This window comes from Streptomyces sp. TLI_55, assembly GCF_900206255.1.
Lineage (GTDB): Bacteria > Actinomycetota > Actinomycetes > Streptomycetales > Streptomycetaceae > Streptomyces > Streptomyces aquilus.
This window is the reverse complement of sequence record NZ_OAOJ01000001.1, coordinates 1,016,237-1,039,383: the sequence shown is the minus strand read 5'-3', so window position 1 is coordinate 1,039,383 and position 23,147 is coordinate 1,016,237. Positions and strand designations below refer to the sequence as shown.

At 72.3% G+C, this 23,147-nt stretch carries 20 protein-coding genes; 5 read left to right on the top strand and 15 right to left on the bottom strand.

What is annotated here, in order from left to right:
* Positions 1-5: 5 nt before the first annotated feature.
* The gene (locus CRP56_RS04895) at positions 6-1,178 is read right to left on the bottom strand and encodes an MFS transporter (RefSeq protein ID WP_097260580.1); all 1,173 of its coding nucleotides are present in this window, start codon (positions 1,176-1,178) and stop codon (positions 6-8) included.
* Between the two features lie 256 nt (positions 1,179-1,434).
* On the opposite strand from CRP56_RS04895, the gene CRP56_RS04890 reads away from it, so the two are divergent.
* Complete coding sequence (locus CRP56_RS04890) at positions 1,435-2,226, top strand: class I SAM-dependent methyltransferase (RefSeq protein ID WP_097260578.1); 792 nt, start codon at positions 1,435-1,437, stop codon at positions 2,224-2,226.
* A 69-nt stretch (positions 2,227-2,295) separates the two neighbouring features.
* On the opposite strand, the gene CRP56_RS04885 is transcribed toward CRP56_RS04890, so the two are convergent.
* The 6 genes from CRP56_RS04885 to CRP56_RS04860 form a co-directional block, all read right to left on the bottom strand.
* Complete coding sequence (locus CRP56_RS04885) at positions 2,296-2,709, bottom strand: VOC family protein (RefSeq protein WP_097260576.1); 414 nt, start codon at positions 2,707-2,709, stop codon at positions 2,296-2,298.
* Positions 2,706-3,290, bottom strand: coding sequence for a dihydrofolate reductase family protein (locus tag CRP56_RS04880; protein WP_097260574.1), 585 nt, complete (start codon positions 3,288-3,290; stop codon positions 2,706-2,708). The genes CRP56_RS04885 and CRP56_RS04880 overlap by 4 nt, the downstream gene beginning before the upstream one ends.
* 140 nt (positions 3,291-3,430) lie before the next feature.
* A complete protein-coding gene (locus CRP56_RS04875; protein ID WP_097260572.1) occupies positions 3,431-4,594 on the bottom strand; it encodes an oxygenase MpaB family protein in 1,164 nt (387 codons plus the stop codon).
* Between the two features lie 41 nt (positions 4,595-4,635).
* On the bottom strand, positions 4,636-5,691 hold the full coding sequence (locus tag CRP56_RS04870; protein ID WP_097260570.1) for a polyprenyl synthetase family protein: 1,056 nt from the start codon (positions 5,689-5,691) through the stop codon (positions 4,636-4,638).
* A complete protein-coding gene (locus CRP56_RS04865) occupies positions 5,681-5,959 on the bottom strand; it encodes a polyprenyl synthetase (protein WP_097273734.1) in 279 nt (92 codons plus the stop codon). Before CRP56_RS04865 ends, CRP56_RS04870 begins: the two co-directional genes overlap by 11 nt.
* Positions 5,960-6,062: 103 nt before the next feature.
* Complete coding sequence (locus tag CRP56_RS04860) at positions 6,063-6,863, bottom strand: AraC family transcriptional regulator (protein WP_097260568.1); 801 nt, start codon at positions 6,861-6,863, stop codon at positions 6,063-6,065.
* An 88-nt stretch (positions 6,864-6,951) separates the two neighbouring features.
* Here CRP56_RS04860 and CRP56_RS04855 point away from each other — a divergent pair, with 88 nt between their 5' ends.
* Positions 6,952-7,755 (top strand): sulfite exporter TauE/SafE family protein, encoded by an 804-nt coding sequence (locus CRP56_RS04855; protein WP_097273732.1) that lies wholly within the window; start codon positions 6,952-6,954, stop codon positions 7,753-7,755.
* A 76-nt stretch (positions 7,756-7,831) separates the two neighbouring features.
* On the opposite strand, the gene CRP56_RS04850 is transcribed toward CRP56_RS04855, so the two are convergent.
* The 4 genes from CRP56_RS04850 to CRP56_RS04835 all read right to left on the bottom strand — a co-directional run bounded on the left by CRP56_RS04850 (position 7,832) and on the right by CRP56_RS04835 (position 13,887).
* Positions 7,832-8,923: an ABC transporter ATP-binding protein gene (locus tag CRP56_RS04850; RefSeq protein WP_097260566.1), complete on the bottom strand. Its 1,092-nt coding sequence runs from the start codon at positions 8,921-8,923 to the stop codon at positions 7,832-7,834.
* Positions 8,920-9,774: a molybdate ABC transporter permease subunit gene (modB, locus tag CRP56_RS04845; RefSeq protein WP_179850952.1), complete on the bottom strand. Its 855-nt coding sequence runs from the start codon at positions 9,772-9,774 to the stop codon at positions 8,920-8,922. The genes CRP56_RS04850 and modB overlap by 4 nt, the downstream gene beginning before the upstream one ends.
* A complete protein-coding gene (modA, locus tag CRP56_RS04840) occupies positions 9,771-10,598 on the bottom strand; it encodes a molybdate ABC transporter substrate-binding protein (RefSeq protein WP_097260564.1) in 828 nt (275 codons plus the stop codon). Before modA ends, modB begins: the two co-directional genes overlap by 4 nt.
* A gap of 199 nt (positions 10,599-10,797) precedes the next feature.
* Positions 10,798-13,887, bottom strand: coding sequence for a CHAT domain-containing protein (locus tag CRP56_RS04835; protein ID WP_097260561.1), 3,090 nt, complete (start codon positions 13,885-13,887; stop codon positions 10,798-10,800).
* A gap of 272 nt (positions 13,888-14,159) precedes the next feature.
* Here CRP56_RS04835 and CRP56_RS04830 point away from each other — a divergent pair, with 272 nt between their 5' ends.
* Positions 14,160-14,564, top strand: coding sequence for a hypothetical protein (locus tag CRP56_RS04830; RefSeq protein ID WP_097260559.1), 405 nt, complete (start codon positions 14,160-14,162; stop codon positions 14,562-14,564).
* A 35-nt stretch (positions 14,565-14,599) separates the two neighbouring features.
* On the opposite strand, the gene CRP56_RS04825 is transcribed toward CRP56_RS04830, so the two are convergent.
* Together CRP56_RS04825 and CRP56_RS04820 are read right to left on the bottom strand one after the other, a co-directional pair.
* Complete coding sequence (locus tag CRP56_RS04825; protein ID WP_097260557.1) at positions 14,600-15,454, bottom strand: hypothetical protein; 855 nt, start codon at positions 15,452-15,454, stop codon at positions 14,600-14,602.
* Between the two features lie 113 nt (positions 15,455-15,567).
* Positions 15,568-17,469: a helix-turn-helix domain-containing protein gene (locus CRP56_RS04820; protein WP_097260555.1), complete on the bottom strand. Its 1,902-nt coding sequence runs from the start codon at positions 17,467-17,469 to the stop codon at positions 15,568-15,570.
* 165 nt (positions 17,470-17,634) lie between these two features.
* Between CRP56_RS04820 and CRP56_RS04815 the strand changes: the two genes are divergently transcribed.
* Together CRP56_RS04815 and CRP56_RS04810 are read left to right on the top strand one after the other, a co-directional pair.
* Positions 17,635-19,401 (top strand): FAD-dependent oxidoreductase, encoded by a 1,767-nt coding sequence (locus CRP56_RS04815; RefSeq protein WP_097260553.1) that lies wholly within the window; start codon positions 17,635-17,637, stop codon positions 19,399-19,401.
* Between the two features lie 56 nt (positions 19,402-19,457).
* The gene (locus tag CRP56_RS04810) at positions 19,458-20,369 is read left to right on the top strand and encodes a YceI family protein (RefSeq protein ID WP_097260551.1); all 912 of its coding nucleotides are present in this window, start codon (positions 19,458-19,460) and stop codon (positions 20,367-20,369) included.
* Between the two features lie 6 nt (positions 20,370-20,375).
* Here the strand turns inward: CRP56_RS04810 and CRP56_RS04805 are convergent, their stop codons facing one another.
* Positions 20,376-21,605: an MFS transporter gene (locus CRP56_RS04805; protein ID WP_257040012.1), complete on the bottom strand. Its 1,230-nt coding sequence runs from the start codon at positions 21,603-21,605 to the stop codon at positions 20,376-20,378.
* 54 nt (positions 21,606-21,659) lie between these two features.
* Positions 21,660-23,117 carry a tryptophan 7-halogenase gene (locus tag CRP56_RS04800; RefSeq protein ID WP_097260549.1) on the bottom strand — a complete coding sequence of 486 codons (1,458 nt, stop codon included), beginning with the start codon at positions 23,115-23,117 and terminating at the stop codon, positions 21,660-21,662.
* Positions 23,118-23,147: the final 30 nt, after the last annotated feature.

Genomic DNA, 23,147 nt, shown 5'->3' with positions numbered 1-23,147 from the left:
CGCGCTCAACGATGTGTCGCGCGGTGCGTGAGGAGGGCGATGGCGGCTGCCGTCGCGGCCAGCGCCGCCACGCTGGTGAGCGCGAGGGGCAGGGAGAACCAGTCGGCCATGAAACCGATGGCGGGGGGTCCGAGGAGCATGCCGCCGTAGCCGAGGGTGGAGGCGATCGCCACCCCGTCGGGCCCGGCGAGCGTGCCGGCGCGTTCGATGGCGACCGGGAAGAGGTTGGCCAGTCCGAGCCCGGTGATCACGAAGCCGAGGAGCGTGAGCCACAGGGCGGGGGCGAGGGCGCCCAGCAGCATGCCGAGCGCGGCGGTCGTGCCGCCGGCCACGAGGGTGCGGGTCTGGCCGAGCCGTTCGAGCAGGCGGGTGCCGGTGAGGCGGCCGATGGTCATGGCGAGGGCGAAGCAGGAGTATCCGGCGGCGGCCGTGCCGGCGGTGACATGCAGGTCCTGTTTGAGGTGCAGGGCGCTCCAGTCGGCCAGGGCGCCCTCGCCGTACGCCGTGCACAGGGCGATCAGTCCGAAGGTGAGGACGAGGGGGCGGGTGCCGGGGCCCGGCCGGTGCGCTCGGGGTGGTGCCTTCGGGGTGTCCTGGGGTGGTGCGGGGGGTGGGATGCGCAGGAGGACGCGGCCGGTGAGGGCGGTGACCAGGAGGCCGAGCGCGGTGAGGCCGAGCAGGTGCCGGGTGGGCGTCAGCGCACCGGCGACCAGCGCGCCCAGGCCGGCGCCGGCCATGCCGCCGAGGCTGAAGGCGGCGTGGAAGCTGGGCATGATCGGGCGCCGCAGGGTGTGCACCAGGTCGACCGCGGCGCTGTTGAAGGCGACGTTGATCCCGCCGTACGCGCTGCCGAAGACCAGGAGCACGGCGCCCAGCGCGAGGGCGGAGTGGGTGAGGGGCGGGAGCGCGACGCTGAGGCAGAGCAGGACGGCGCAGACGACGGTGACCTGGTGGTTGCCGTAGCGGCGGCAGAGGCGGCCGGTGAGGATCATCGTGATGACGGCGCCCGCGGAGACGCCGAGGAGGGCGAGGCCAAGGGTGGTGGCGGAGGCGTCGGTCTGCTCTTTGATGTCGGGAATGCGGACGACCCACCCGGCGAAGATGAAGCCGTCGAGGGCGAAGAAGACGGTGAGGGCGGTGCGGAGGCGGCTGAGGTCGGTGGGGGTGTGGCCCGGCACGGCGTTGTGCGTTCGGGGTTTGTTTATTGGCGGCACAAAATCAGGGTAGGGGTGTGCTCGGTTGTGGGCAAGGGTGGTCGGGTGAGCGGGGCGGGGTCGGCGTCTGGCCAGTGGGCCGGTACGTCGCCTGGTGAGCAGCCCGTGGGCGCCTCGAGGATCGGTAATTTCGTTGAGGCCGCGCCCTGCGATCGTGTTGGCTTGAGCGTCGAACCGTCAGTGGCGCAGGTGTCCGCCTGGCCGTAGCAGGGAGTTGAACGTGCAGGACAAGGGGGTCGACCCGGCTGCCCACAATCGGGCCGCCTGGGACAAGTACGTCCAAGAGGGCATCGAGTGGTCGAGGCCGGTGAGCGCTGAGGAGGTCGAGCGGGCCCGCGGGGGCGACTGGTCGATCGTTCTCATCGGGCATGAGCCCGTCGACCGCTCCTGGCTGCCGGCGGATCTGACCGGCAAGGACGTGTTGTGCCTGGCCTCCGGCGGTGGCCAGCAGGGGCCGATCCTCGCCGCCGCCGGGGCGCGGGTCACCGTCTTCGACAACTCGCCCGGCCAGCTCGGCCAGGACCAGATGGTGGCGGCCCGCGACGGACTCGAGCTGCGTACCGTCCTGGGCGACATGCGCGACCTCGGCGCTTTCGGTGACGCAAGCTTCGACGTCGTGTTCCATCCGGTCTCCAACCTCTTCGTCCCGGAGCCGGCGCCGGTGTGGCGTGAGTGCTTCCGCGTGCTGCGACCGGGCGGAACTCTGCTCGCGGGCTTCATCAACCCGGACGCGTACCTGTTCGACCACGAGGCGCTCGACGAGCGGGGCGAGCTGATCGTCGTGCACAAGCTGCCCTACAGCGATGTCACGCAGTACACCGCCGAGGAACGCGCCGCGAAGTTCGGTGCGGACGCCGCCCTTGAGTACAGCCACACCCTCACCGACCAGATCGGCGGGCAACTCGCCGCGGGGTTCGTCCTCACCGGCTTCGCGGAGGCGCCGCACCAGTCCAACGCATCCGCTGCGTACATGTCGAACTACTTCGCGACGCGGGCGGTCAAGCCCGGCTGAGTGGGGGAGGGCTGCCGAGACGGCCGGGGAGCGCTGGGCCGGTACTCCGGTACTCCGGTACTCCGGTACTCACGCGAAGTCCGCCGCCGTGATGCCGTCGGCATGGCCGGGTGGCCACTCCACCAGCTCGATCCGGTAGCCGTCCGGGTCGGTCAGCCACGAGGTCTTCGGGCCCTGCGGGCCGCCCGGGTACTGGAGGGGTTCGGGGCGCAGGCCTGCCTCGGTCAGCGTGTCGAGGGTGGTGGCCAGCGTCTCCACCTGGATCGCGAGGTGGTCGAAACCGGTGCCCACATCGACCGGTCCGGCGTCGGGGCGGTGGACCAGTTCCAGTGACGCCGCCGGTTCGTCGGGGAAGTTGAGGAGTACGAGGCGAGCCCCGCCGCCGAGTTCGACCCGGCCCAGTTCGGCATAGCCCAGGGCCGTGTAGAACGCGAGCGAGCGGGTGAGGTCGGTGACGCGGTAGGAGACGAAGAGCGTCTTCACGCGGCCTCCTCGGGCCGCCGCACCCGGTAGCGGAGATGCGTGACGTCCCGGTCGTCGAGGCGTCGGACGAGGCCGAGTTCGATGTGAGCGCCGCCCAGGTGCTCGAACAGCCGTCGCCCCTCCCCGAGGAGGACCGGAACCAGGTGGATCTCCATCTCGTCCAGCTGCCCGGCGCGCAGCAGCGCCTGCGCCGCGCCCGCCCCGTGGACCATGACCGGCCGGTCCCCGGCGGCCGCGCGGGCCTCGCGGGCGCATGCCTCGACATCGGTGACGAAACGCGCGTGGCCGGGTGGGACGTCCCCGTCCGCCACCTGGTGGGTGAGGACGAAGATCGGCACGCCGTCGTGGTGGTCGCCCTGCCAGCGCCCGGCGAGTTCGAAGGTGCGGCGGCCGGAGATCACCGCGCCGGTCGCCAGCGCCTCGCGGTAGACCTGGCCGCTCGGGCCGGCGGACTTCCGGTCGTCGAGCCAGTTGAAGAGCCGTCCACCGTCCCGTCCGAGCTCCTGCCCCGGCCGGTCGTCCGGGCCGGCGACAAAGCCGTCGAGCGACATCGACATGTACAGCCGAATCGGATTGTTCATCCTGGTCTTCCTCTCCTCTCGCTGCCCCGAGCGTGCGGGCACGTCCACGCGAGCGTGCGGGCACGTCCACGCGAGCGTTCGGGCTCGTCCACCCGAGCGTGCGGGCTCGTCCAACGGAAGACTTCCGGCGACCGGAGAACTCATCGGCCCGACACGCCGGTCGGCGGAACCCAGCGTCGGGTGCGGGGGGTCGTGCCCGGGACGCCGTAGTCCTTCTTGAGGTGTTCGGGGACGGCGTAGTGCATGACCCGGCCGCGGGTCAGGGAGGACAGTTCGAAGACCGTCGTGAGGTGGCCGATGCGGTCCAGGGCCCAGGCGCCGAGCGGGGAGCGGTCCTCGATCGACTCCAGGACGCCCAGGAGGTGGGGCACGGCCTTGACCACGGTGTCCCACGGAGTGTGCGGCACCTCCAGCCAGTCGGCGCAGGTGTCGCCGACGAGATAGCGGATCAGCGCGGACACGATCGGGTCGAAGAACGTGCCGGGGACGACCTCCTCGTACAGGTCGATGAGTTGGCGGGTCAGACGCACGCCCTCCTCGGACGGGCCCATGTGCCGGATCATGTAGAGGTCGAGGAACTGGCGGGCGTCCTCAAGGGACTTGGGGACCGCGTCCTGGTCCACCCCGAGCATCGCTCCCACCACCCGCCACGCGTAGTAGTAGGCCTCCGCGCCTTCCTGTGACATGTGGATGCCGAGGCGGTGCAGGCTGTCCAGCACGAGCAGGGAGAAGAACATCTGCCCGCCGATCATGTCCTCCTGGCAGATCGGCACCCCCAACGCGTCGACGTCCCAGCGGTTCTCGCGCCGCAGATGGTGCCGGATGGAGGCGTGCAGCAGGCGCACCTTCTGGGCGGCCGGGATGAAGCGGCTGCCCGCCTCGAAGGCGTCGGGCTGCATGAGACGGACGGTGAACTGGCCGGTCTCCGCCATCCGTTTGGCGGGGTACTCCAGCCCGTGCGTGGCCGACAGCAGCCTCGCCACGTGCGGGACGACATAGCAGGCGGGCATGGAGGCGAAGGACAGCGCGGTGGAGACGTGCACGTTGTTGTCGATGAAGAACAACCGGGCCTTCTCCATCTCCGACCAGTCCACCCAGTTCGGCGGGACGCGGGTGGCTTCGAGGTACTCGCGTGCGACCTCGGGCAGCCCGTCCGGCAGGGGAGCGCCGGCCGTGGAGACGTACCGCATCAGGGAGTTGAACGTACCCACCTCGCCGCGTTCGAAGAGCGTGGCGACAGTGCCGTCCGCGAGTTCGTCCCCCGTCTGCCGCAGGGCGTCCATCGAGGCCTCGGTGCGGTTCATGGCAATGCTCCTTGTCGTCTGAGGGGGTGCCCGGGGTCGCTTCAGGACAGGCGATTCGTCGCCGACCGGGCCAGCGTGGTCAGCGCGGCGGCGGCGTGCGGTGGGAGATTCAGCTGGTCGAGGGCGCCGAGCGATTCCTCGACCCGTGCGCTGATCATGTTCTCGATACGGTCGGGTGCCCGCAGCGCACGCATCAGTTCGCGGACCTCGTCCAGGGCTTCCGTGTCCGCGCCGGGCCGGCCCAGCAGGGTGCGCAGGCGCTCGCGGTCGTCGTCGCCGGCCAGGCGCCAGGTCTCCGCCAGCAGGGCCGTGGGCCGGTGGCCTTCCACATCGTCGGCGTTGGCCTTGCCGGTGTGCGCCGGGTTCCCGAACAGGCCGAGCAGGTCGTCCCGGAGCTGGAAGGCCTCGCCCAGGGGCAGCCCGTACGACGAGTAGCCCTCGCGCAGCCGGGTGCCGGCTCCGGCCAGGGCGCCGCCGATCAACAGGGGATGTTCCACGGTGTACTTGGCAGTCTTGTAGCGGATCACCTTCAGCGACGCGTCGGTGTCCGGACCGGTTCCCGTGCGCAGGATCTCCAGGCACTCGCCCGCGATCAGCTCCCGGGCCATCAGCGACCACAAGGGCCGGGCGCGGGCGAGATACGCGGCGGGCAGGCCACTGGTGGCGAACAGTTGCCCCGCCAGCGCCATCAGCAGATCGCCCAGCAGCATCGCCAACGACCGTGCCGCAGCCGGGGCATGGGGGCGATGCCGTACGACGTCCCGCAGGGCGATGTGCGCCGTGGGGCGTCCGTGCCGCAGGGGGCTGTCGTCGATGAGGTCGTCGTGGACGACCGCCGCGCAGTGCACCAGCTCCATGGACGCCGCCGCCCGCACCAGCGCGTCGGAGTCCGGCTGGCCCACGGCACGCCAGCCCCAGTAGCAGAAGGCCGCGCGCAGTCGCTTGCCGTGCGACACCGCGTCCTCCAACTGCCCGGCCACCGGGCCGAGCAGAGGGTCGATGCCGGCGAACCGGTCGGCCTCGTCGGCCACGAAGCGGCTCAGCACCTCGTCGACGCGGGCCTTGAACGCCGCCGGTTCCCAGCGGTCAGTCCTCACCGGCGCTCTTCCGGGCCAGGGCCTGCCGGGCGAGGATCTCCAAGTGGGCCGGTGGCACGACCGCATACCGGTCCAGGACCAGGCGTCCCCGCGCGGCGAGGTCCTGCTCGGCCTGCGCGGCGAGTTCCGCCGCGTCCGAACGCCGCAGCAGACTCCGGACCGTGCCCACGGCCGACCCCAGCGTGCTCACGGCCAGGTCGGCCAGCCCCGCCACCAGGAGTAACGCCTGCTCGTCGAGGCTCTCGCGCCGTCCTTCTTCTCGCGTCAACTTCATCCCCACCCGCCGGACTCGCGGACGCCGGTCGCGCGTCCGTCCTTTCGAGGATCGCCGCACAGCGGGGGCCGGCCCGGAGGAACTCACGATCGAGTGATCATCTCGTTCGACCGTGCGGTTCGGCGGCGCCGGGACCGCTACCCCGGTACGCCGTAGGCGGCCGGCCGAGGAGTTTCCTGAACGCGGCCGTGTAGGCGGCGGGGTTGTCGTAGCCCAGCAGGGCCGCGACACGGGTGACCGGCACGCCCGCCGTGAGGTGGTGGAGGGAGTGCAGGACGCACGCGCGTTGCCGCCACTGGGAGAAACTCAGGCCCGTACTGTGCCGGAACATCCGGGCGAGGGTGCGTTCGCTGACGTTGAGGGCCGCGCACCAACGCGCGGGCGGATCATGGATGTCGGGCTGGTGCAGGAACTCCTCGCACAGGCCGCGCAGTCGGGGCTCGGACGGCAGCGGCAGGTCCAGCGGGAGCGGGGCGAGATTCCTCAACTCGTGGAGCAGGAGGGCGGCGAGTGCCGCGTCGCGGCCGTGTTCGGGGTAGTACGGGTCCAACTCGGCGGCTTCCAGGATCAGTTCCCGGAGCAGCGCGGAGACGTCGACGGCCCGGCAGCGCGCCGGGAACCAGGGGACGGCGGCCGGTTCGAGATAGAGGCTGCGGGTGCTGACGCCCGTCATGGTGACCTGGTGCCTGGTCGTCGGCGGGATCAGCACGGCGCGGGCCGTGGGGATCGTCCAGCTGCCGTCGGCCGTCTCCACCCGCATGACGCCGGTGGCCGCGTACAGGACCTGGGCGCGGCGGTGCTCGTGCCAGGGCAGCAGATGGTCCGCCGGATAGTCGGTGCCGATGGCGAGCACGGCACGGTCGAGGTCGTCCACCTCCGCGACCGGGATGTTGCGCATGCCGGCAGGCTACGGGTGTCTGCAGCGCGTAGGAACCTGGCGATTCAACGATTGCCCGCCATCCTCCATGATCCCTAACGTCGTGCCCGTGCTGACCTCGCTCCTCACCCTCCTGCTCCTCGGCTGCCTGACCGGCGTCACGACCGTTCTCTTCGGCTTCGGCGGCGGCTTCGTCACGGTGCCCGTCGTCTATGGCGTCCTGACCGCCGGCGCCCGCCCAGGCGGCGCCGCCGACGCCATGCACGTCGCCGTGGCGACATCGGCGGCGGTGATGGTCGTGAACGCCGTCGTGGCAGCCCGCGACCCATGGCGTCAGGGCCGGCTGCGGCGGGCGTACGTCTGGCCGCTGGCGGCGTTCATCACGCTCGGGGCCGCCGCCGGGTCCTTCGCGGCCACCCTGCTCGGCGGTACGACACTGCGCCTGCTGTTCGCCGCCTATCTGCTGGTGACGATCACCGACAGCGTGCTGCGGAAGGGCTTCCTCTCCGTGCCACCCGGGACGGACCCGAAGCCGCTCGGCCCCGCCACCACCACCCTCGGCGGCACCGGCATCGGTCTGGTGGCCGCCGCCCTGGGCGTGGGCGGCAGCGTCATGACGGTGCCGCTGCTGCGCCGTAGCGGGCTGCCGATGGCCGAGGCGACCGCCCTGGCCAACCCGCTCAGCGTCCCCGTCGCCGTGACCGGAACCCTCGTCTACGCGCTCGCCCCCACCGGCACGGGACCACTCGGCTACGTCGACCTCACCGCCGGCGCCGCCCTGCTGCTGGGCTCCCTGCCCGCGATCGCCCTGACGCGCCGCGTCACCGGCCGGGTCCCGGACCGGGTGCACTCCCTCGCCTACGTGACGCTGCTCGTCGTCGTCCTGGTGGCGATGGTGTTCCTTGGACGCTGACAACTGCCGTGCGGGGCGCCGGGTTCCGGGAACGCCAGGCAACTGCCGGGCGGGACGCCGGGTTCCCCGAGCCCGCTCAGGCAGGGTAGGCGTGGGTCTGCGTCGCCTTCACCGTCGCCCAGACCTCCGCCCCCGCGTGGAGGTGGAGTTCGGCCGCGGCGACCGTGGTGAGGTCGGCGGCCAAGGGGAGTTCACCGCCGAGGGCGACACGGATCTGGTCGCCATGGGTCTCCAGGCCGGACACCTCGCAGCGCCAGAAATTACGGGCGCTCGACCCCGTGGGCCGGTCGCGGTGCAGGGTGACCGCGCTGGGCGGGAACGCGACGAAGACCGGGCCGGTCAGGTCCTCCGAGGTGGTGACGGTGGAGCCGCCGTCGACGTGGACCGTGTGCCCCTCGGCCTCGCCCCGGTAGAGGTTGAGGCCCACCAGGTGGGCGATGTAGTCGGTCCGCGGATGGCGGGCGATGTCGGCGGGCGTGCCTCGCTGGACGACCCGGCCCTCCTCGATGACGACGAGATGGTCCGCCAGCACCATCGCGTCCAGCGGATCGTGCGTGACGAGTACGGCGACCGCCTCGAAGTCGGCCAGGTGGTGCCGGAGTTGGGCCCGGACGTCGAGGCGGGTGCGGGCGTCGAGGGCGGCGAGCGGCTCGTCGAGCAGCAGCAGCCTGGGGTGGGTGGCCAGGGCGCGGGCGAGCGCGACGCGCTGGGCCTGACCGCCGGAGAGCCGGCGGGGTTTGGCGGACGCGTGGTCCGCGAGGCCCATCCGTTCCAGCCATACGGCCGCCTGGGCGCGGGCCTCCGCCTTGCCGGTGCCGTGACAGCGGGGTCCGAAGGCCACGTTGTCGAGTGCGGTGAGGTGCGGGAAGAGCAGATAGTCCTGGAAGACGACGCCGACCGGGCGGGACTCCGGGGGCGTACGGTCCAACTCCGCGCCGTCCAGGCGGAGATGACCGTCGGTGAGCGGGACGAGACCGGCGAGGGCACGCAGCGCGGTGGTCTTGCCGGCGCCGTTGGGACCGAGGAGGGCGACGACGTCACCGGGGGCCGCGGTGAGGGCCACGTCGAGCCGGAAGGAGCCGCGCTCGACGACGAGACGGGCGTCGAGACCGTCCGCCGAGGATGCCTCGGCGTCGTCGTACCGGATCGTCTTCTCGATGTCGGTCATGACGTGGTCATCCAGCGGTCGCGCAGGCCCGCCAGGACCGCGATCGACACGGCGAGCAGCACCAGGCTGAGGGCGATGGCGGCCTCCGGGTCGTTCTGGAGGGCCAGGTAGACGGCCAGCGGCATGGTCTGGGTGCGGCCCGGGAAGTTGCCGGCGAAGGTGATCGTCGCGCCGAACTCGCCGAGCGCCCGCGCCCACGCCAGGACGGCGCCGGCGGCGATACCCGGCGCGATGAGGGGCAGGGTGACCCGGCGGAACGCGGTGAAGCGGGAGGCGCCGAGCGTCGTGGCCGCCTCCTCGTAGCGCGGGTCGGCGGCCCGCAGGGTGCCTTCCACGCTGATCACGAGGAACGGCATCGCGACGAACGCCTCCGCGATCACGACGCCGGCGGTGGTGAACGGGAGCGTGACCCCGAACCAGGAGTCCAGCCACTTGCCGACGACACCGTTGCGGCCCAGCGCCATCAGCAGCGCCACACCGCCGACGACCGGCGGCAGCACGAGCGGCAGCGTGACCAGGGCCCGTACGAGCCCCCGCCCCGGGAACTCCACCCGGGCCAGCAGCCAGGCCAGCGGCACCCCGATCACCAGGCTCACCGCGGTCGCCGCCGTCGCGCAGACCAGGGACAGCCGCAGCGCCTGCCACACCTCGGTGCTGGTCAGCAGGTCGGGCATGCTGTGCCAGGGGGCCCGGATGAGCAGGGCGACCAGTGGCAGGACGAGGAACGCCAGGCCGATCAGCGCGGGTACGAGGAGCGGCAGCGGAGCGCCGCCCCCACGGACGCGGCGGCGCCGTGGCCCGGCGGTGAGGGTATCCGCGGCGCCCGCTTTGTCCAGGGACGGCGAGGTCACGGCTGCAGGAACCCGGCCCCGGTCAGCACCTTCTGACCCTCGGCGGACCGCACCAGCGCGATGAACGCCTCGGCGGTGGCGGTGTTCTTCGATCCCTTCAGCAGGGTGATCGGGTAGTCGTTGACGGCGTCGGCGGACTCGGGGAACTCCACGCCCTCCACCTTGTCACCCGCCGCCTGCACATCGGTCTTGTAGACGAGCGCGGCGTCGGCCTCCTTCAGCACCACCTTGTTGAGCGCGGACTTGACGTCCTCCTCGTAGGAGACCGGGGTGAGCTTCACCTTGCTCGCCGTCAGGGCCTTCTCGGCGGCCGCGCCGCACGGCACCGTCTTGTCGCACAGGACGACCTTCAGGTCCGAGTCGGTGAGGTCCTTCAGGGAGGCGACCTTGTCGGGGTTGCCCGGCAGGGTGGCGATCTCCAACTGGTTGCGTACGAACGTGGCCGGCTCGCCGGCGTTGTCGCCCGCGTCCGTCACGATCTTCATGGTCTTGGGGCTGGCGGAGGCGAAGACGTCCGCCGGGGCCCCGCCGGTGATGCTCGCGGCGAGCGCGTCGCTGCCGCCGAAGCTGAAGGTGACCTTCGTACCGGGGTGGGCCTTCTCGAACGTCTTGCCCAGCGACTCGAAGCTCTCCTTCAGCGAGGCCGCCGCGAAGACGGTGACCTCGCCGGACAGCTTGCCGGAGGCCGAGGCGGAGCCGGAGGGGTCGGACGTGCCGGCGGAGTCGTCGTCGGAGGACGAGCAGGCGGTCAGGGCCAGCAGGGCGGCGGCGCCGACGCCGGCCACCTGCATCATCCGGCGGGTCCGGCGCACGGAACGGGTCATCACGGGTCCAACTCCCTCTGGTCCTCACGAACACGTCGCACCGGCCCTGGCGGACCGGTCACGGTGTGCATGCGCCGATAATAGTGCCGCAGCTGCGAGCTGAAAGTCTCCTGTCACATCGCATGAGCAGGCCCCTTTCCGTGATGGCATGGCATGTGCGTTTGTACGGGGAGGGTGGGGGTGCCACCTTCCCCTTCCCCTAGCCGCCGAAGTGGATGTGTGCCGCCCAGCGGGACGGCCTGGCGGGAGCGTCCTCGCGGAGGTCCAGTACGGCCCGGTGCAGGGTTCTGGCGGCGTCGAGCGACGACGGCAGGCCCGTGTAGAAGTCGTCCGCGATGCGTCCGGCGGCGCTGTCGGCGACGGGCCAGAGCGTGCCGATGACATGGCGGTAGCCGGCGAGCTGGAAGGCGGTGGCGATGTGGATCGCCTCGTCGGCGAGGCGTTCGTCGGACGTGGCCGTCTCGCAGGCCGACAGATAGGCCAGCGTGCCGTGCGGGACGTGCACCGACGACAGCTCGACGGCGGTGAGGGGGGCCGACCCGTGGTCGTGCAGCAGCAGCCGGTCGAGGGACGGGGAGCGGGGGTCGGTGACGGCGTGACAGGCGAAGTGGGCGATGGCATGGCCGGGCAGTTCCCGTAGGACGGCCTCCCGGGTGGCCGCGCGGCCGGACAGGACGGTGGGGTGCGCGGCCAGCTCGGTCAGCCGCTCGGCCTCGAGACGGGCCCCGGGCAGCGGCCCCGCGCCGGGGGTCTCGCTCATCTCGACCACAAGGAGGCCGTCCAGAGACCTGTCAGACAGCCCCTCCAGCGGTCTGCTCGCCTTGTGATCGTCCGTCACGCCGGTGCCGCCCCGGCGGAGCGCGTGCACGGTCGAGGTGTACGACGACACGACGTGATCCATGACCGCGCAGACCCCGGCCGGATCGTCGGCGCCGTGCCGGCCCGCAGCATGCAGGGGGAGGGACGCGGCGACGCCGATCGGGCACCACCAGATCCTGGGGGCCGACTCCGCCGGGAGCCGTACCGGGGACAGCAGACCGAGCTCCGACAGGACCGGCCGGCCGATGCGGTCCCACAGCCAGGCCAGGTGGCCCAGCAGCTCGGCCTCGTCCGACGCCGCGCGCCCCGTGGAGCGCGGCAGCCGCCGGAAGGCTCGCGCCCGCTCGCGCAGCTCGGCGTGGTCGCAGTCGAGGCGCAGGGCGCGGACGCCGCCGTCCGGTGTGAGCAGCAGCGCGTCGCAGCGGGACGGGCCGGGGTTGACCAGTACGACCGGACCGTCCACGGGACGGCTTCGCAGGGACTCGATCGTCGGTGGGAGCAGAAAGCCCTCCAGGCCGGGGCGCGAGCGGATGCGGTCCAGCAACTGCTCCCATTGCAGGGCGAGTTCACCATGTCGGTGGGTCCTGGTGCCGTGCCGTGCTCGTCGTACGGGGACGGGGTCTGCGTCGCTGCGATAGAGGTCCGCCCCTCCCTGGTCGGAGGCGTTGAGCAGGTCCCGGAGGCGTACGAGCTCTTCTGCGGCCTCCGGGTCCGCGCGGCGCACCTCGGCCAGGTCGTCGCGGCCGCTCATGCCCTCCCGCAGGAGCAGGCCCCGGGCGTGTTCCAGCAACACCAGCGCGTGTTCGGGGCGGCCGAGATGCAGGGCGGCGGAGGCGGCCTCGGCGGGCAGGCCGGCCAGCTCGGCCAGGCCGTACTCCCGGTCGGGGCGCAGCAGTTGGCGCGGCGCGATCTCCGGCAGCCACGCGACGGCCCTCTCGTACGCCGCGAGGGCGGTCGCGGCCTCGGGAGGGTGGGCCGACATCGCCGTACGGCCGAGGAGGAGGTGGGCGATGACGCGGGTGCGGGGCGTGGTCGTGGCCGTCGCGAGGTCCTTGCAGCACTCCTGCATCTCCCGTAGGGCGTCCGGTGTGGCGGGGCGGCGCTGGGCGAGGGCCCGTACCAGGGCCATGAGCGCCGTCGCGCGGTTCGTGGTGTCCGCCGTCGAGGCGGCGACGCCCGCACGGGCGGCCCGTACGGCCTCGTCCAACGCGGCGCTGTCGCCGGTGAGTTCGTACAAGGTGCGGGTGGCCACGCTGAGATTGCTGAGCCGTCCGCCGAGGTCGGGGTCGTCGTGGGTGCCCGCCACTGCGGCGCGGGCGACCTCGACCGCCTCCCGCAGGTACGGCAGATCTCCAGCGCCGGTCGTCGTCAAGACCTCCCCGTCCCCCGGTGCGGCGAAGTACAGGCCCGTGGACAGGATGTGCAGCGCGTTGCCGAGGTCGCTGAGGCGGCCGGCCCGTTGCGGAGTGTCGTGGGGGCTCAGCCGTACGGCCTCCCGGGAGGCCTCCACGGCTGCCAGGATCGCCCGCATCTCCCCGGTGCGCTTGAACAGTTCCTGGTGCACGGCGCTGAGGTTGCCGAGGTATCGGGCGCGGCGGGCGGGCTCGTCCAGGCCGAGTTCCGTGACCGCCTCCTCGAGAGCTTGCGCGGCCTCGTGCAGGGCGTCGAGCTCCCGGGCCTCCTCGAACACCGAACGCAGGCCGATTCCGAGGCCGTTGAGGGCGGCGGGCCGGTCCGGGTGCCCGGGCGGCGCCGCCGCGACCGCCTGCCGGGCGACCGCGACAGACTCGCGCAACGTCTCCATCGACCGGTCCAGCTGGATGAACCGGGCGTGTAGCGAGTTGGCGAGCAGGGCGAGGCAGGACGCCCGGTTCTCATGGCGGTCCGGGCACTTCTCGACGGCCTGCCGACCGACGTCGACGGCTTCCGGCAGGTCTTCCGGGCGGCCCCGCAACAGGGCGAGCGTGCGCAGCCCGGCGCCCAAGTCGGCGAGGATCGGCCCGACTTCGGGGTCTTCGGGACGGCGCGCGGCCACCCGTTCCCGGTCCAGCGCGATCAGTTCGACCATGACGTCCGCGTCCTCGGTCCGCTCGAACAGCTCGTCCAGGCAGAGGGCGAGCGCCTCCAGGTACAGGGTCCGCTCGGCGGGGTCGGTCGCGGCCTCCCTGGCGAGCGGGACCGCCTGTGCGAGCAGCCCCGGAGGGCGCGGGCCGGTCATGAGCTGCGCCATGACGTTCCGCAGGTTGTGCCGGTGCAGGGCGCGCTGCGGATGGTCCGGTTCGAGGCTCCACCGGATCGACTCGTCGACCTCGACGAGCCGTTCGACGGCGGAGGCGTCGCGGCCCCACTCGTACTGGAGACGCAGGGCCGTGCTCAGATTACCGAGGCAGGCGGGCCGGTCCGGATGCGCGGGTGACATGACGTCCAGGACGTCCGCGAACGCGTCCCTGGCGGCCGCCAGCTTCTTCAAGTTGCGTCTTTTGACCGCTCGTTGCAGCTCCCACAAAGCCCGGCGCGCGAGCTGATGGTGTTTCTGGAACCCGTCGTTCACCGGCTCTCCCCGCCCCGCGAGCGGCCGTGCCCGTGCGCACGCCGCCTTGCGGTGATCGCATCCTCGGTGCACGCTGACGCGATGATCCCGGCCGTCCCGCGAGCGAGGTGAGGATGACAGGCGACTTGGCGAAGTTCCCGTGCCCGGTCTGCGGCCACCGGAGAACGGCCGCGCGCTGCTGGGAATGCGATGTGCGCGACTCCGGCGAGCGGATCGGGCTGCTCGACCTGGTGACGACGGTCGTGGTCACCGCGGCGGTGCAGCCCTTCGTGCAGGCCATCGCGGGCAAGGCCGGCGAGGAGGTGTGGCCCAAGATCGCGGGCCTGGTCCGGCCGGGCCGCCGTGAGGAGCTCGGTCAGGGGGTCGAGGAGACCGAGCTCCTCGAAATCGCCGCGCTGGACGGCCGGTTGGCCATCAGCATGCCCAAACGGCTGCCGCCGGAGGCCGCGCGCGACTTGCGGGACGTGGTGGCCACGTTGCAGGAGGCCGAGGGGCGCTTCCGGATCTCGTACGACGCCCCGTCCCGGTCGTGGCAGATCGCCCAGGCCGATCCAGGGCAGGCCCCCCGCACCGCGGACCGGTCGCCGGACACCTGACCGCTGCTGCCGCCGCCGCACCGACGTGCCCTCGGTCAGACCACGCCGGCGATCCGGCGCGCCAGCGAGCCCGAGACCACCGATCCGACGACGATCCCCACCGTCAAAAGCACCGGACCGCTCCACAGGGCGTGCGCGGCCCAGGCGAACCCGCCCACGACCAACGGCCCGAACCAGACCACCGACCGCTGCCGGAACGGCTCCATGCTGAACCGGGTGGCCAGGAGGGCGAGGACGAACGCCACCGCCGCCATGCCGAGGAAGACGCCCCGCGCTCGCTGGAAGCCTCCGTCGCCGACCGCGTAACCGCCGACGGCTCCCGCGACCGTGCCCGCGGCGAGCAGCAGGATCGCCCAAGTGTCGTGGATCTCCACGTAGTTGCGGGGGCTGTCGCGGTGCACCAGCTGCCAACCGCCCATGAACAGGTCCGGGAACGTGGACACCCCGACGAACGCCCCGATCACCGCGCCGGACCAGCCCGCCAGCAGCAGCCCGACGAGCAGCCCGCTCACCAGCCCCACGACGACACCGGGCCCGACCATGTGGGTGCCGCCCTGCTCCTCCTCCGGGGCCGCGGCCGTCAAAGGCGCCGGACCGCTGGAGCCGGGGCCGCCGCCCAAGGAGACGTGGTCGGCGGTGCGCACGATGCGCTGCGCCTCATGGGGCGGGACATGGAGCGTGGTCAGCACCTTCATCAGGAACGCGTCACGCTCCTCGACCGTGTCCGGACCGGTGTGTGTCATGCCGTTCCAGGCGGTCACGCCCCGCAGACGGACGTAGCCCAGGGTCTGGAAGGTGCCGGACTCCGGCAGATACAGGTAGTTCAGCGGCAGGTCGGCGTCGCGGTCGATGTGGAGCACCGATATCCGGTGCAGATCCCCGAACGGCATGCGGCACCACCCCCTCCGACAGCCTCAGGCGCCCACCCGATCCTTGTACCCATCCGCTGACAGCACTTCAAACCCCGTCCTTCACCGGGATGTTCGCGTGTGTGCCCCTGCTCTCAGTCTCGGTAGCCCCGCAGTTTCCGGTAGAGCGTGGCGCGGGCGATGCCCAGAGAGGCCGCCGCTCGTGCTTTGTTGCCGCCGTGGAGGTGGAGGGCGTCCAGGATGGCGGACCGTTCGGCGAGCTCCATCGGAGTCAGGGGCCGGGGCGCCGGTCCCTCGCGTACGGCGTCCGGGAGCTCGCTGCGGCGGACGGGGCCGGTCGTGCGACGGTGCTCGGCCAACGTCCGGACCAGGTGGGCGAGTTCGGTCACGTTGCCGGGCCAGGGATGCCGCTCCAGGGCACGCAGCGCGTCGAGGGACCAGGTGAGCGGAGGGTGTCCGGGCCGGGGGCCCGGCGTCAGGAAGGTGAGCAACTCCCGTATGTCGTCGGGGCGTTCACGGAGGGCGGGGAGGGTGACCGAGCGGGCGGCCAGGGTGTCCAGGAGGCGTTGGAGACAGGGGCCGGGCGATGCTCCGGGGGTGTACGTGACGAGGAGCGGGACGTTCGGGTGCGCCGCGAGGAGGGAGTTGAGGGTCGCCGTGTCGGGCGGGGCGAGCCGTTCGACGTGGCGGACGAGGAGGGGGCGGCCGGTGCGCAACACGTCCGCGTCGGCGCCGAGTTCGGTCTCGGCCGCGTCCACGAGCAGGGCGTCGGCGACCAGCGCGCGGGCCAGCGAGGTCTTCCCGGTGCCGCGTTCGCCGACCAGGAGCAGCGGCTCACCGGACGCGGCCAGCTCCAGGGCACGCCCGACCGCGTGCCGCCACGGCACCGAGCCGCCGGCCAGGCCGAGGTCACGCCTGCCGACCGCGACCGGCGCCGGACACCCCGACGACTCCAGCACCACGACCACGCCGATGACGGACCCCTGGTGGGAGACGGGAGTGAGGGAGGCGGCGGCGCCGTCTGGGCCGTAGGGGAGTGTTGTCGGATGCGCGGAAGCGTCCGGGTGGCCGTCCGTGAGTGTTGTCGGATGCGCGGCCCCCTCCGGGTGGCGGTCCGTGAGTGTTGTCGGATGCGCGGCCCCCTCCGGGTGGCGGTCCGTGAGTGTTGTCGGATGCGCGGAAGCGTCCGGGTGGCCGTCCGCGAGCCCTGCCGGATGGCCGGAATCAGACTCCCGTATGAGCGCGACCGCCCTCCGCTCCAGCGCCTCCAACGCCTCCGGCGACAGCAGCCGCCCCGCCGCCTCGCTGACCAGCCGGTTACGGCCGTCCAGGGCGACGACCGCCTGTCCTTGCTCTCCCACGGCCCGCGCGTAGGCGTCCAGCAACCCCCGCTCGGCCGTCCGCGTCCGCGCGAGAAGCTCGGTCTCGACGGCCGCCGCGACGGCCTCGGCCAGCGAAGCACCGGGGTGCGGCCCGTACTCGGTCCGTTCCCCACGCGCCGTCCACTCTCCGCCCCCGCCGCACAACCCGCCAGCCACCGTCACCGTCCCCACCGGCTGCCCCGTCTCCGGCGCCCGCACCGGCACGCTCACCGCCGAGACGTCCTGCCAGCGGTCGAGGAAGTGTTCGGGGCCGTGCACCTCGGCCCGGCGACGTGTGTGCAGGGCGAGGGCCGCGCTGTTGTGGCCGACCCGTTCCTCGGAGAGGTCCCGGCAGAGGTGGTCCGGCGCCAACCCGCCCGCCCACAGCACCCGCAGCCGAGCGTCGGTGAGCAGGAGGGCGGTGTCCCCGCCGCCGAGCGTCCCGGCGATCCGGTCGAGCACCGGGCGGGCCGCGGTCAGCAAGGGGGAGTCGACGGGCCCGGCCGCCTCCGGCGCGGGGGAACCCACGTCGTGTCGTACGCCGAAGAACCGGGCACGCTTCCACGCGGCGAGGACGTCCTCGGGCACTCCGTCCGGCGGTTGCTGTCCGCGCAGGAACAGCTCCCGGGCACGGCGCAGCGAGCTGAGGGCGGTGGGGCGCTCTGCGGTGGTCATGGCACCGCTCAGCCTAAGGGGGACGGTTGAACGCAAAACAACCGCCCTTCTGTCTCATTTTGAGACACCCGAGATTCGGCCACCCCGTTCATGATCTTGAGAAGCCAGTGCCTGTTCGCATCTCGCCTCTCTACTTTCTTGTTTCACCTTCCCTGGAGCGTTCCCGTGCCCCGCGTCCCCATCGCCGAGCCCGATGTCGTGACCGACGTACTCATCGTCGGCAGCGGTCCCGCGGGAGCCTCCGCCGCGCTCGCCCTCAGTACCTACGGCGTCCCCAACATCGTCGTCACCCGCTACGCGAGCCTCGCTGACACCCCCAGGGCACACATCACCAACCAGCGCACCATGGAGGTGCTCCGCGACCTGGGTGTCGAGGACGAGGTCGTCGCGAAGGCCACCCCGCAGCACCTGATGGGCAACACGACCTTCTGCACCAGCCTGGCCGGCGAGGAGCTCGGCCGGGTCCGCTCCTGGGGCAACGACCCGCTGGTGCAGGCCGCCCACGAACTCGCCAGCCCCACCCGCATGTGCGACCTGCCCCAGCACCTCATGGAGCCGGTGCTCATGAACGCGGCCGTCGCGCGCGGCACCCGGCTGCGCTTCTCCACCGTCTACAAGTCCTTCGTCCAGGACGCCGACGGCGTGACGGTCACCGTCGAGGACCGGCTGCGCGGCGACGAGTACACCATCCGCGCCAAGTACCTCATCGGCGCCGACGGCGGCCGCAGCCAGGTCGCCGAGGACGCCGGGCTGCCCATGGGCGGCCAGATGGGCGTGGCCGGCAGCATCAACATCGTCTTCGACGCCGACCTGAGCAAGTACACCGCCCACCGCCCCTCCACCCTCTACTGGGTGCTCGCCCCCGGCGCCACGGTCGGCGGCATCGGCGCGGGCCTGGTGCGCTGCGTGCGGCCCTGGAACGAGTGGCTGATCGTGTGGGGGTACGACGTCACGGCCGGCGCCCCCGATCTGACGACCGAGTACGCCGAGTCGATCGTCCGCCAGCTGGTCGGCGACGACGACATCCCGGTGACCATCAAGTCGTCCTCGGCCTGGACCGTCAACGAGATGTACGCCGAGACCTACTCCCACGGCCGGGTCTTCTGCGCCGGCGACGCCACGCACCGGCACCCGCCGTCCAACGGCCTGGGCTCCAACACCTCCATCCAGGACTCCTACAACCTGGCCTGGAAGCTCAAGCTCGTCCTCGACGGCACCGCCTCCCCGAAGCTCCTCGACACCTACACCGCCGAACGCGCCCCGATCGGCCGCCAGATCGTCACCCGCGCCAACAAGTCCATCGGCGAGACCGCCCCGATCTTCGAGGCGCTCGACGGACTCTCCCCGCAGACCCCCGAGCAGCTGTGGGCCAACATCGCCGCCCGCAAGGAGACCGGCGAGGCGGCCGAGAAGCAGCGGGCGCGGCTGCGCGAGGCCATCGCCTTCAAGGCGTACGAGTTCAACGCGCACGGCGTCGACCTCAACCAGCGCTACACCTCCGCCGCGATCGTCCCCGACGGCACCGCCGACCCCGGCTTTGACCGCGACCCCGAGCTCCACCACCAGCCCACCACCCGCCCCGGCGCCAAGCTCCCGCACGCCTGGATCACCTCCGGCACCCGGACGCTCTCCACCCTCGACACCGTCGGCCAGGGCCGCTTCACCCTCCTCACCGGCATCGGCGGCGCGGACTGGGCGCGGGCCGCCGCGGTCCAGGACGTGGAGATCGCCACCGTCGTCATCGGGCCGGGGCAGCAGTACGAGGACCCGTACGGCGACTGGGCCCGGCTGAGCGAGGTGGCCGACGGCGGCGCGCTCCTCGTACGGCCGGACGGTCATGTCGCCTTCCGGCACGCGACGGCGGCGGACAGCGCGGACCACGCCGAGCGCAGGCTCACCGAAGCCGTACGGCGGATCCTCGGGCATCTCTGACCCTCTGTCTCCCCCCCCACACCCACCCACTGTCCCCCCACTGAAAGGTGAGACCCATGCCCCTCGGACTGCTCCGGCGGCGACTCAGGAGTGCCTCCGGAGGCGCCGCGGGCCACACGCTTCCCGTTCCGCCCGGTGCCGGTGTCCTCGTCCGCGAGGTCCTTGACCCGGTGAACCAGCCTCTGGGCGGCGCCGACGTGACCGTGACCGAACTCCGCAGCCACCAGGTCGTGGCACGCGGCACCACGGACCCGTACGGAACGTTCCTCGCCGTGCTGCCGCCCGGCAGCTACAGCCTCATGGTCATGGCGGAGGGACTGGAGCCGCATCGCGAGACCGTCGAGGTCGTCGCGGACGCCGGGCTGTCCCCGCAGAGCGTCTGGCTCCAGCCCGCCCGGCAGGCCGAGCTCCCGGTCCCCGGCACCTGGCTCTTCGACCCGCCGCACACCGCGATCCGCTTCATCGCCAAGCACGTCGGCATGGCCCATGTGCACGGCCGGTTCGAACGCTTCGAGGGCGGCATCCAGGTCACCCAGGACATCGCCGACTCCCGCGTGCATGTGCGCATCGACGCCGCCAGCATCACCACCGGCAACAACACCCGTGACACCCACCTGCGTTCGGCCGACTTCCTCGACGTCGAGCACTTCCCGTACATCGACTTCCGCAGCACCCGCTTCGCCTACCGCGGCGGCAGCAAGTGGTCCCTGCTGGGCACCCTGACCATGCACGGGGTGAGCCGCTCGGTGTCGCTGGACACGACCTACCTGGGCATGGTCAACGGCGGTTACGGCGAGGAACTGCGCTGCGCCGCCCTCGCGAAGGCGGAGCTGCACCGCGAAGACTTCACCTTGAACTGGCGTTCCATGCTGGCCCGGGGCATCGCGGTCGTCGGCCCCACGGTCCAGCTGGAACTGGACGTCCAGGCGATGTACCGCACTCACGACACGCCGACCCCGCCGGAGTAACGGCTCTCATGCGGCCTGGTGTTGCCTGAACGCGGGGAACAACATCAGCAGCGCCAGCCCGGCCGTCACCGCCAGTACCCCGCCGCCGGTGACGGCCCAGGTCGCCCCGAAGGACGCGCCGGCCACCCCGTGCACGAGGTCGCCCAGCCGGGGACCGCCCGCGGCGATCACGGTGTCGACGCCCTGAAGGCGGCCCCGCATCCCGTCCGGTACCGCGGACTGCAGGACGGACTTGCGGAACACGCCCAGTGTCAACAGCGCGGCGCCCGCCACCACCAGCCAACTCGCCGCCACCACAAGCGAGTCCGTGAGCCCGAACGCGGCCAGTGCCAGACCCCACACGCACACCGACACCGCGACCGCGACACCGTGCCGGGACGTGCGGGTGAAGCCACCGGAGAACAGCGCCGCGAGCACGCCCCCGGCGGAGATCGCCGCGTACAGCACGCCGACGTTCGCCCCCGGGTACGTCTCCCTCGCCAGCTGCGGGAACAGCGCGGCGGGCATGCCCAGGAACAGCGCCGCGAAGTCGGCGAGATAGACGACCAGTAGCACCTGCCGGGCGGCGAGCAGCCGGAAGCCCGCGACGAACTGCCGTGTTCCGGCGCCCTGTTCGGCGGTGGGCGGGAGCGGCGGCAGGCGCCACACGGCCCACAGCGCGGCGCCGAGCGTCGCCGCGTCCGCGAGATACAGCGACTCGGCCCCGACCACCGGCAGCAGCGCCCCGGCCAGCAGCGGGCCGGCGATCCCGGCCGACCAGGACACCAGCGACTGCAAGGTGTTCGCGGCGGGCAGCAGCTCACGCGGCACCAGGCGCGGGACGACCGCCCCGCTCACCGCCGCGTTGGCACCGAACAGCGCCTGCTGCACCCCGACGAGCGCCAGCAGCACCCCCGCCGACTCCAGCCGCGCCCACGCCTGCGCCCACAGCAGCAGGGACGTCAGGGCGATCCCGGCCGTGGTCGTCAGCAGCACCCGCCGCCGGTCCCGTACGTCCGCCAGCGTGCCGCCCCACAGCGCCGCGAGCGCCATCGGCGCGAAGCCCACGAACCCGGCCAGTCCGACGTACGCCGAGGAGCCGGTGAGGTCGTACAGCTGCATCGGCACGGCGATGGCCGTCAGCTGGGCGCCCAGCGTGGTCACCGTGCCGCTCGCCCACAGTCGCCGGAACTCGGCCCGCCGCAACGGCCGTACGTCGATCATCAGCCCGCGCACCCTCGCCCCTCCCGCAGCCATCGGTACGCCGATGCTGCGGGTTCCCCTTCGGGCAAGGTCAACAGGACGCGGCGATCATTCCTTGGCCCAGGACAGGCCGTCCGGTGTGACGGCCAGCCCGCCCGGGGACGGCGGGCCGGGGTCGTCGAGCGGGCCGCCGTAAAGAGCCTGTTCCTGAAGGTCGTTGCCGGTGCGGAAGGTCTCGCTGACGACCGGGGCGGACAGGAGGGGGTTCATCCGGTCGTCCGACACCGCCAACTCGCCCACGGCCCCGTCCAGTTGCGCGGCGGCCGTGTGCCAGTCCGTGCGGACCACCGCGGAATCGCGGGAGACCAGCCCGCCCGCCAGCTCGGCGAACGCGGCCGCCTCGCCGAGATCCACCTTGGTGATCTTCTTCGCCGACCAGAAGTACGAGTCCTCGTTGCGCTCCATGTCGTAGAAGGCGATGAGGAACTCGTAGAAGACGCGGTACTCGCGCCGGTAGCGCGCCTCGAACTCCGCGAAGCCCTGCTCCTCGGGCACGCTGCCGTCCAGGGCCGCGTTCACCGAGCGGGCCGCCAACAGGGCGCCGTACGTGGCCAGATGGACACCGGAGGACAGCACCGGGTCCACGAAGCAGGCCGCGTCGCCGACCAGCGCCATGCCCGGCTTCCAGAAGGACTGCTTCCAGTACGACCAGTCCCGGCGCACCCGCACCTGGTCGTACGGCGCCTCGGTCGCCTCCGGTACGCCCGCCACCAGGCGGCTCACCTCGGGGCACGCCGCGATCATGTCCCGCCAGGCGCCCCGCGCGTCCCGCTGCACGGCCCCCGTGTGCTCGGGCGAGATCACCGCGCCGACGCTCGTCAGGTCGTCGCGCAGCGGGATGTACCAGAGCCAGCCCGCGTCGAACGCGGCGCAGAAGATGTTGCCGCTGTTGGGTTCGGGGAGCCGGGCGCCGCCCGCGAAGTAGCCGAACACGGCGAGGTTGCGGAAGAAGTCGGAGTAGACGCGCCCGCCGCCGACGCCGGTGTGGATGCGGCTGGTGTTGCCGGACGCGTCGATGACGTACCGGGCGTACACCGCACGGGTGTTGCCGTCCGCGTCGGTGAACTCCACACCCCGCACCCGCTCTTCGTCGGCGACGACCCGCCGCACCGTGCTGCCCTCGCGCACCTCGGCGCCGGCCCGCCGGGCGCCCCGCAGCAGGATCTCGTCGAAGCGTGAGCGCTCCACCTGGAACGCGGTCGCGGTGGGTTCGGGCACGCGCGGGGTCATGGCGAAGGAGAACTGCCACGGTTCCGGATCGCGGCCCCAGCGCAGGGTGCCGCCGCGTTTGAGGGTGAAACCGGCCTGCTGCACCTCGTCGGCGACGCCGAGGATGCGGCACAGGCCGTGCACGGTCGCGGGCAACAGCGACTCGCCGATCTGGTAGCGCGGGAAGGTCTCGCGCTCCAGCAGCAGGACCCGGTGCCCGCGCAGGGCCACGGCGGTCGCGGCCGTCGAGCCGGCCGGTCCGCCGCCGACCACGATCAGGTTGTACTCCTGCGTCATCCGTCAACTCCCGTGGTGCGGTGCTTGTTT

Coding starts and splice junctions, on each gene's coding strand:
- CRP56_RS04825 (WP_097260557.1), bottom strand. CDS start 15,454: ATGCCGTTCGGGGATCTGCACCGGATATCGGTGCTCCACATCGACCGC.
- CRP56_RS04820 (WP_097260555.1), bottom strand. CDS start 17,469: ATGACCACCGCAGAGCGCCCCACCGCCCTCAGCTCGCTGCGCCGTGCC.
- CRP56_RS04880 (WP_097260574.1), bottom strand. CDS start 3,290: ATGAACAATCCGATTCGGCTGTACATGTCGATGTCGCTCGACGGCTTT.
- CRP56_RS04860 (WP_097260568.1), bottom strand. CDS start 6,863: ATGCGCAACATCCCGGTCGCGGAGGTGGACGACCTCGACCGTGCCGTG.
- CRP56_RS04850 (WP_097260566.1), bottom strand. CDS start 8,923: ATGACCGACATCGAGAAGACGATCCGGTACGACGACGCCGAGGCATCC.
- modA (WP_097260564.1), bottom strand. CDS start 10,598: ATGACCCGTTCCGTGCGCCGGACCCGCCGGATGATGCAGGTGGCCGGC.
- CRP56_RS04805 (WP_257040012.1), bottom strand. CDS start 21,605: ATGGCTGCGGGAGGGGCGAGGGTGCGCGGGCTGATGATCGACGTACGG.
- CRP56_RS04800 (WP_097260549.1), bottom strand. CDS start 23,117: ATGACGCAGGAGTACAACCTGATCGTGGTCGGCGGCGGACCGGCCGGC.
- CRP56_RS04810 (WP_097260551.1), top strand. CDS start 19,458: ATGCCCCTCGGACTGCTCCGGCGGCGACTCAGGAGTGCCTCCGGAGGC.
- CRP56_RS04875 (WP_097260572.1), bottom strand. CDS start 4,594: ATGAACCGCACCGAGGCCTCGATGGACGCCCTGCGGCAGACGGGGGAC.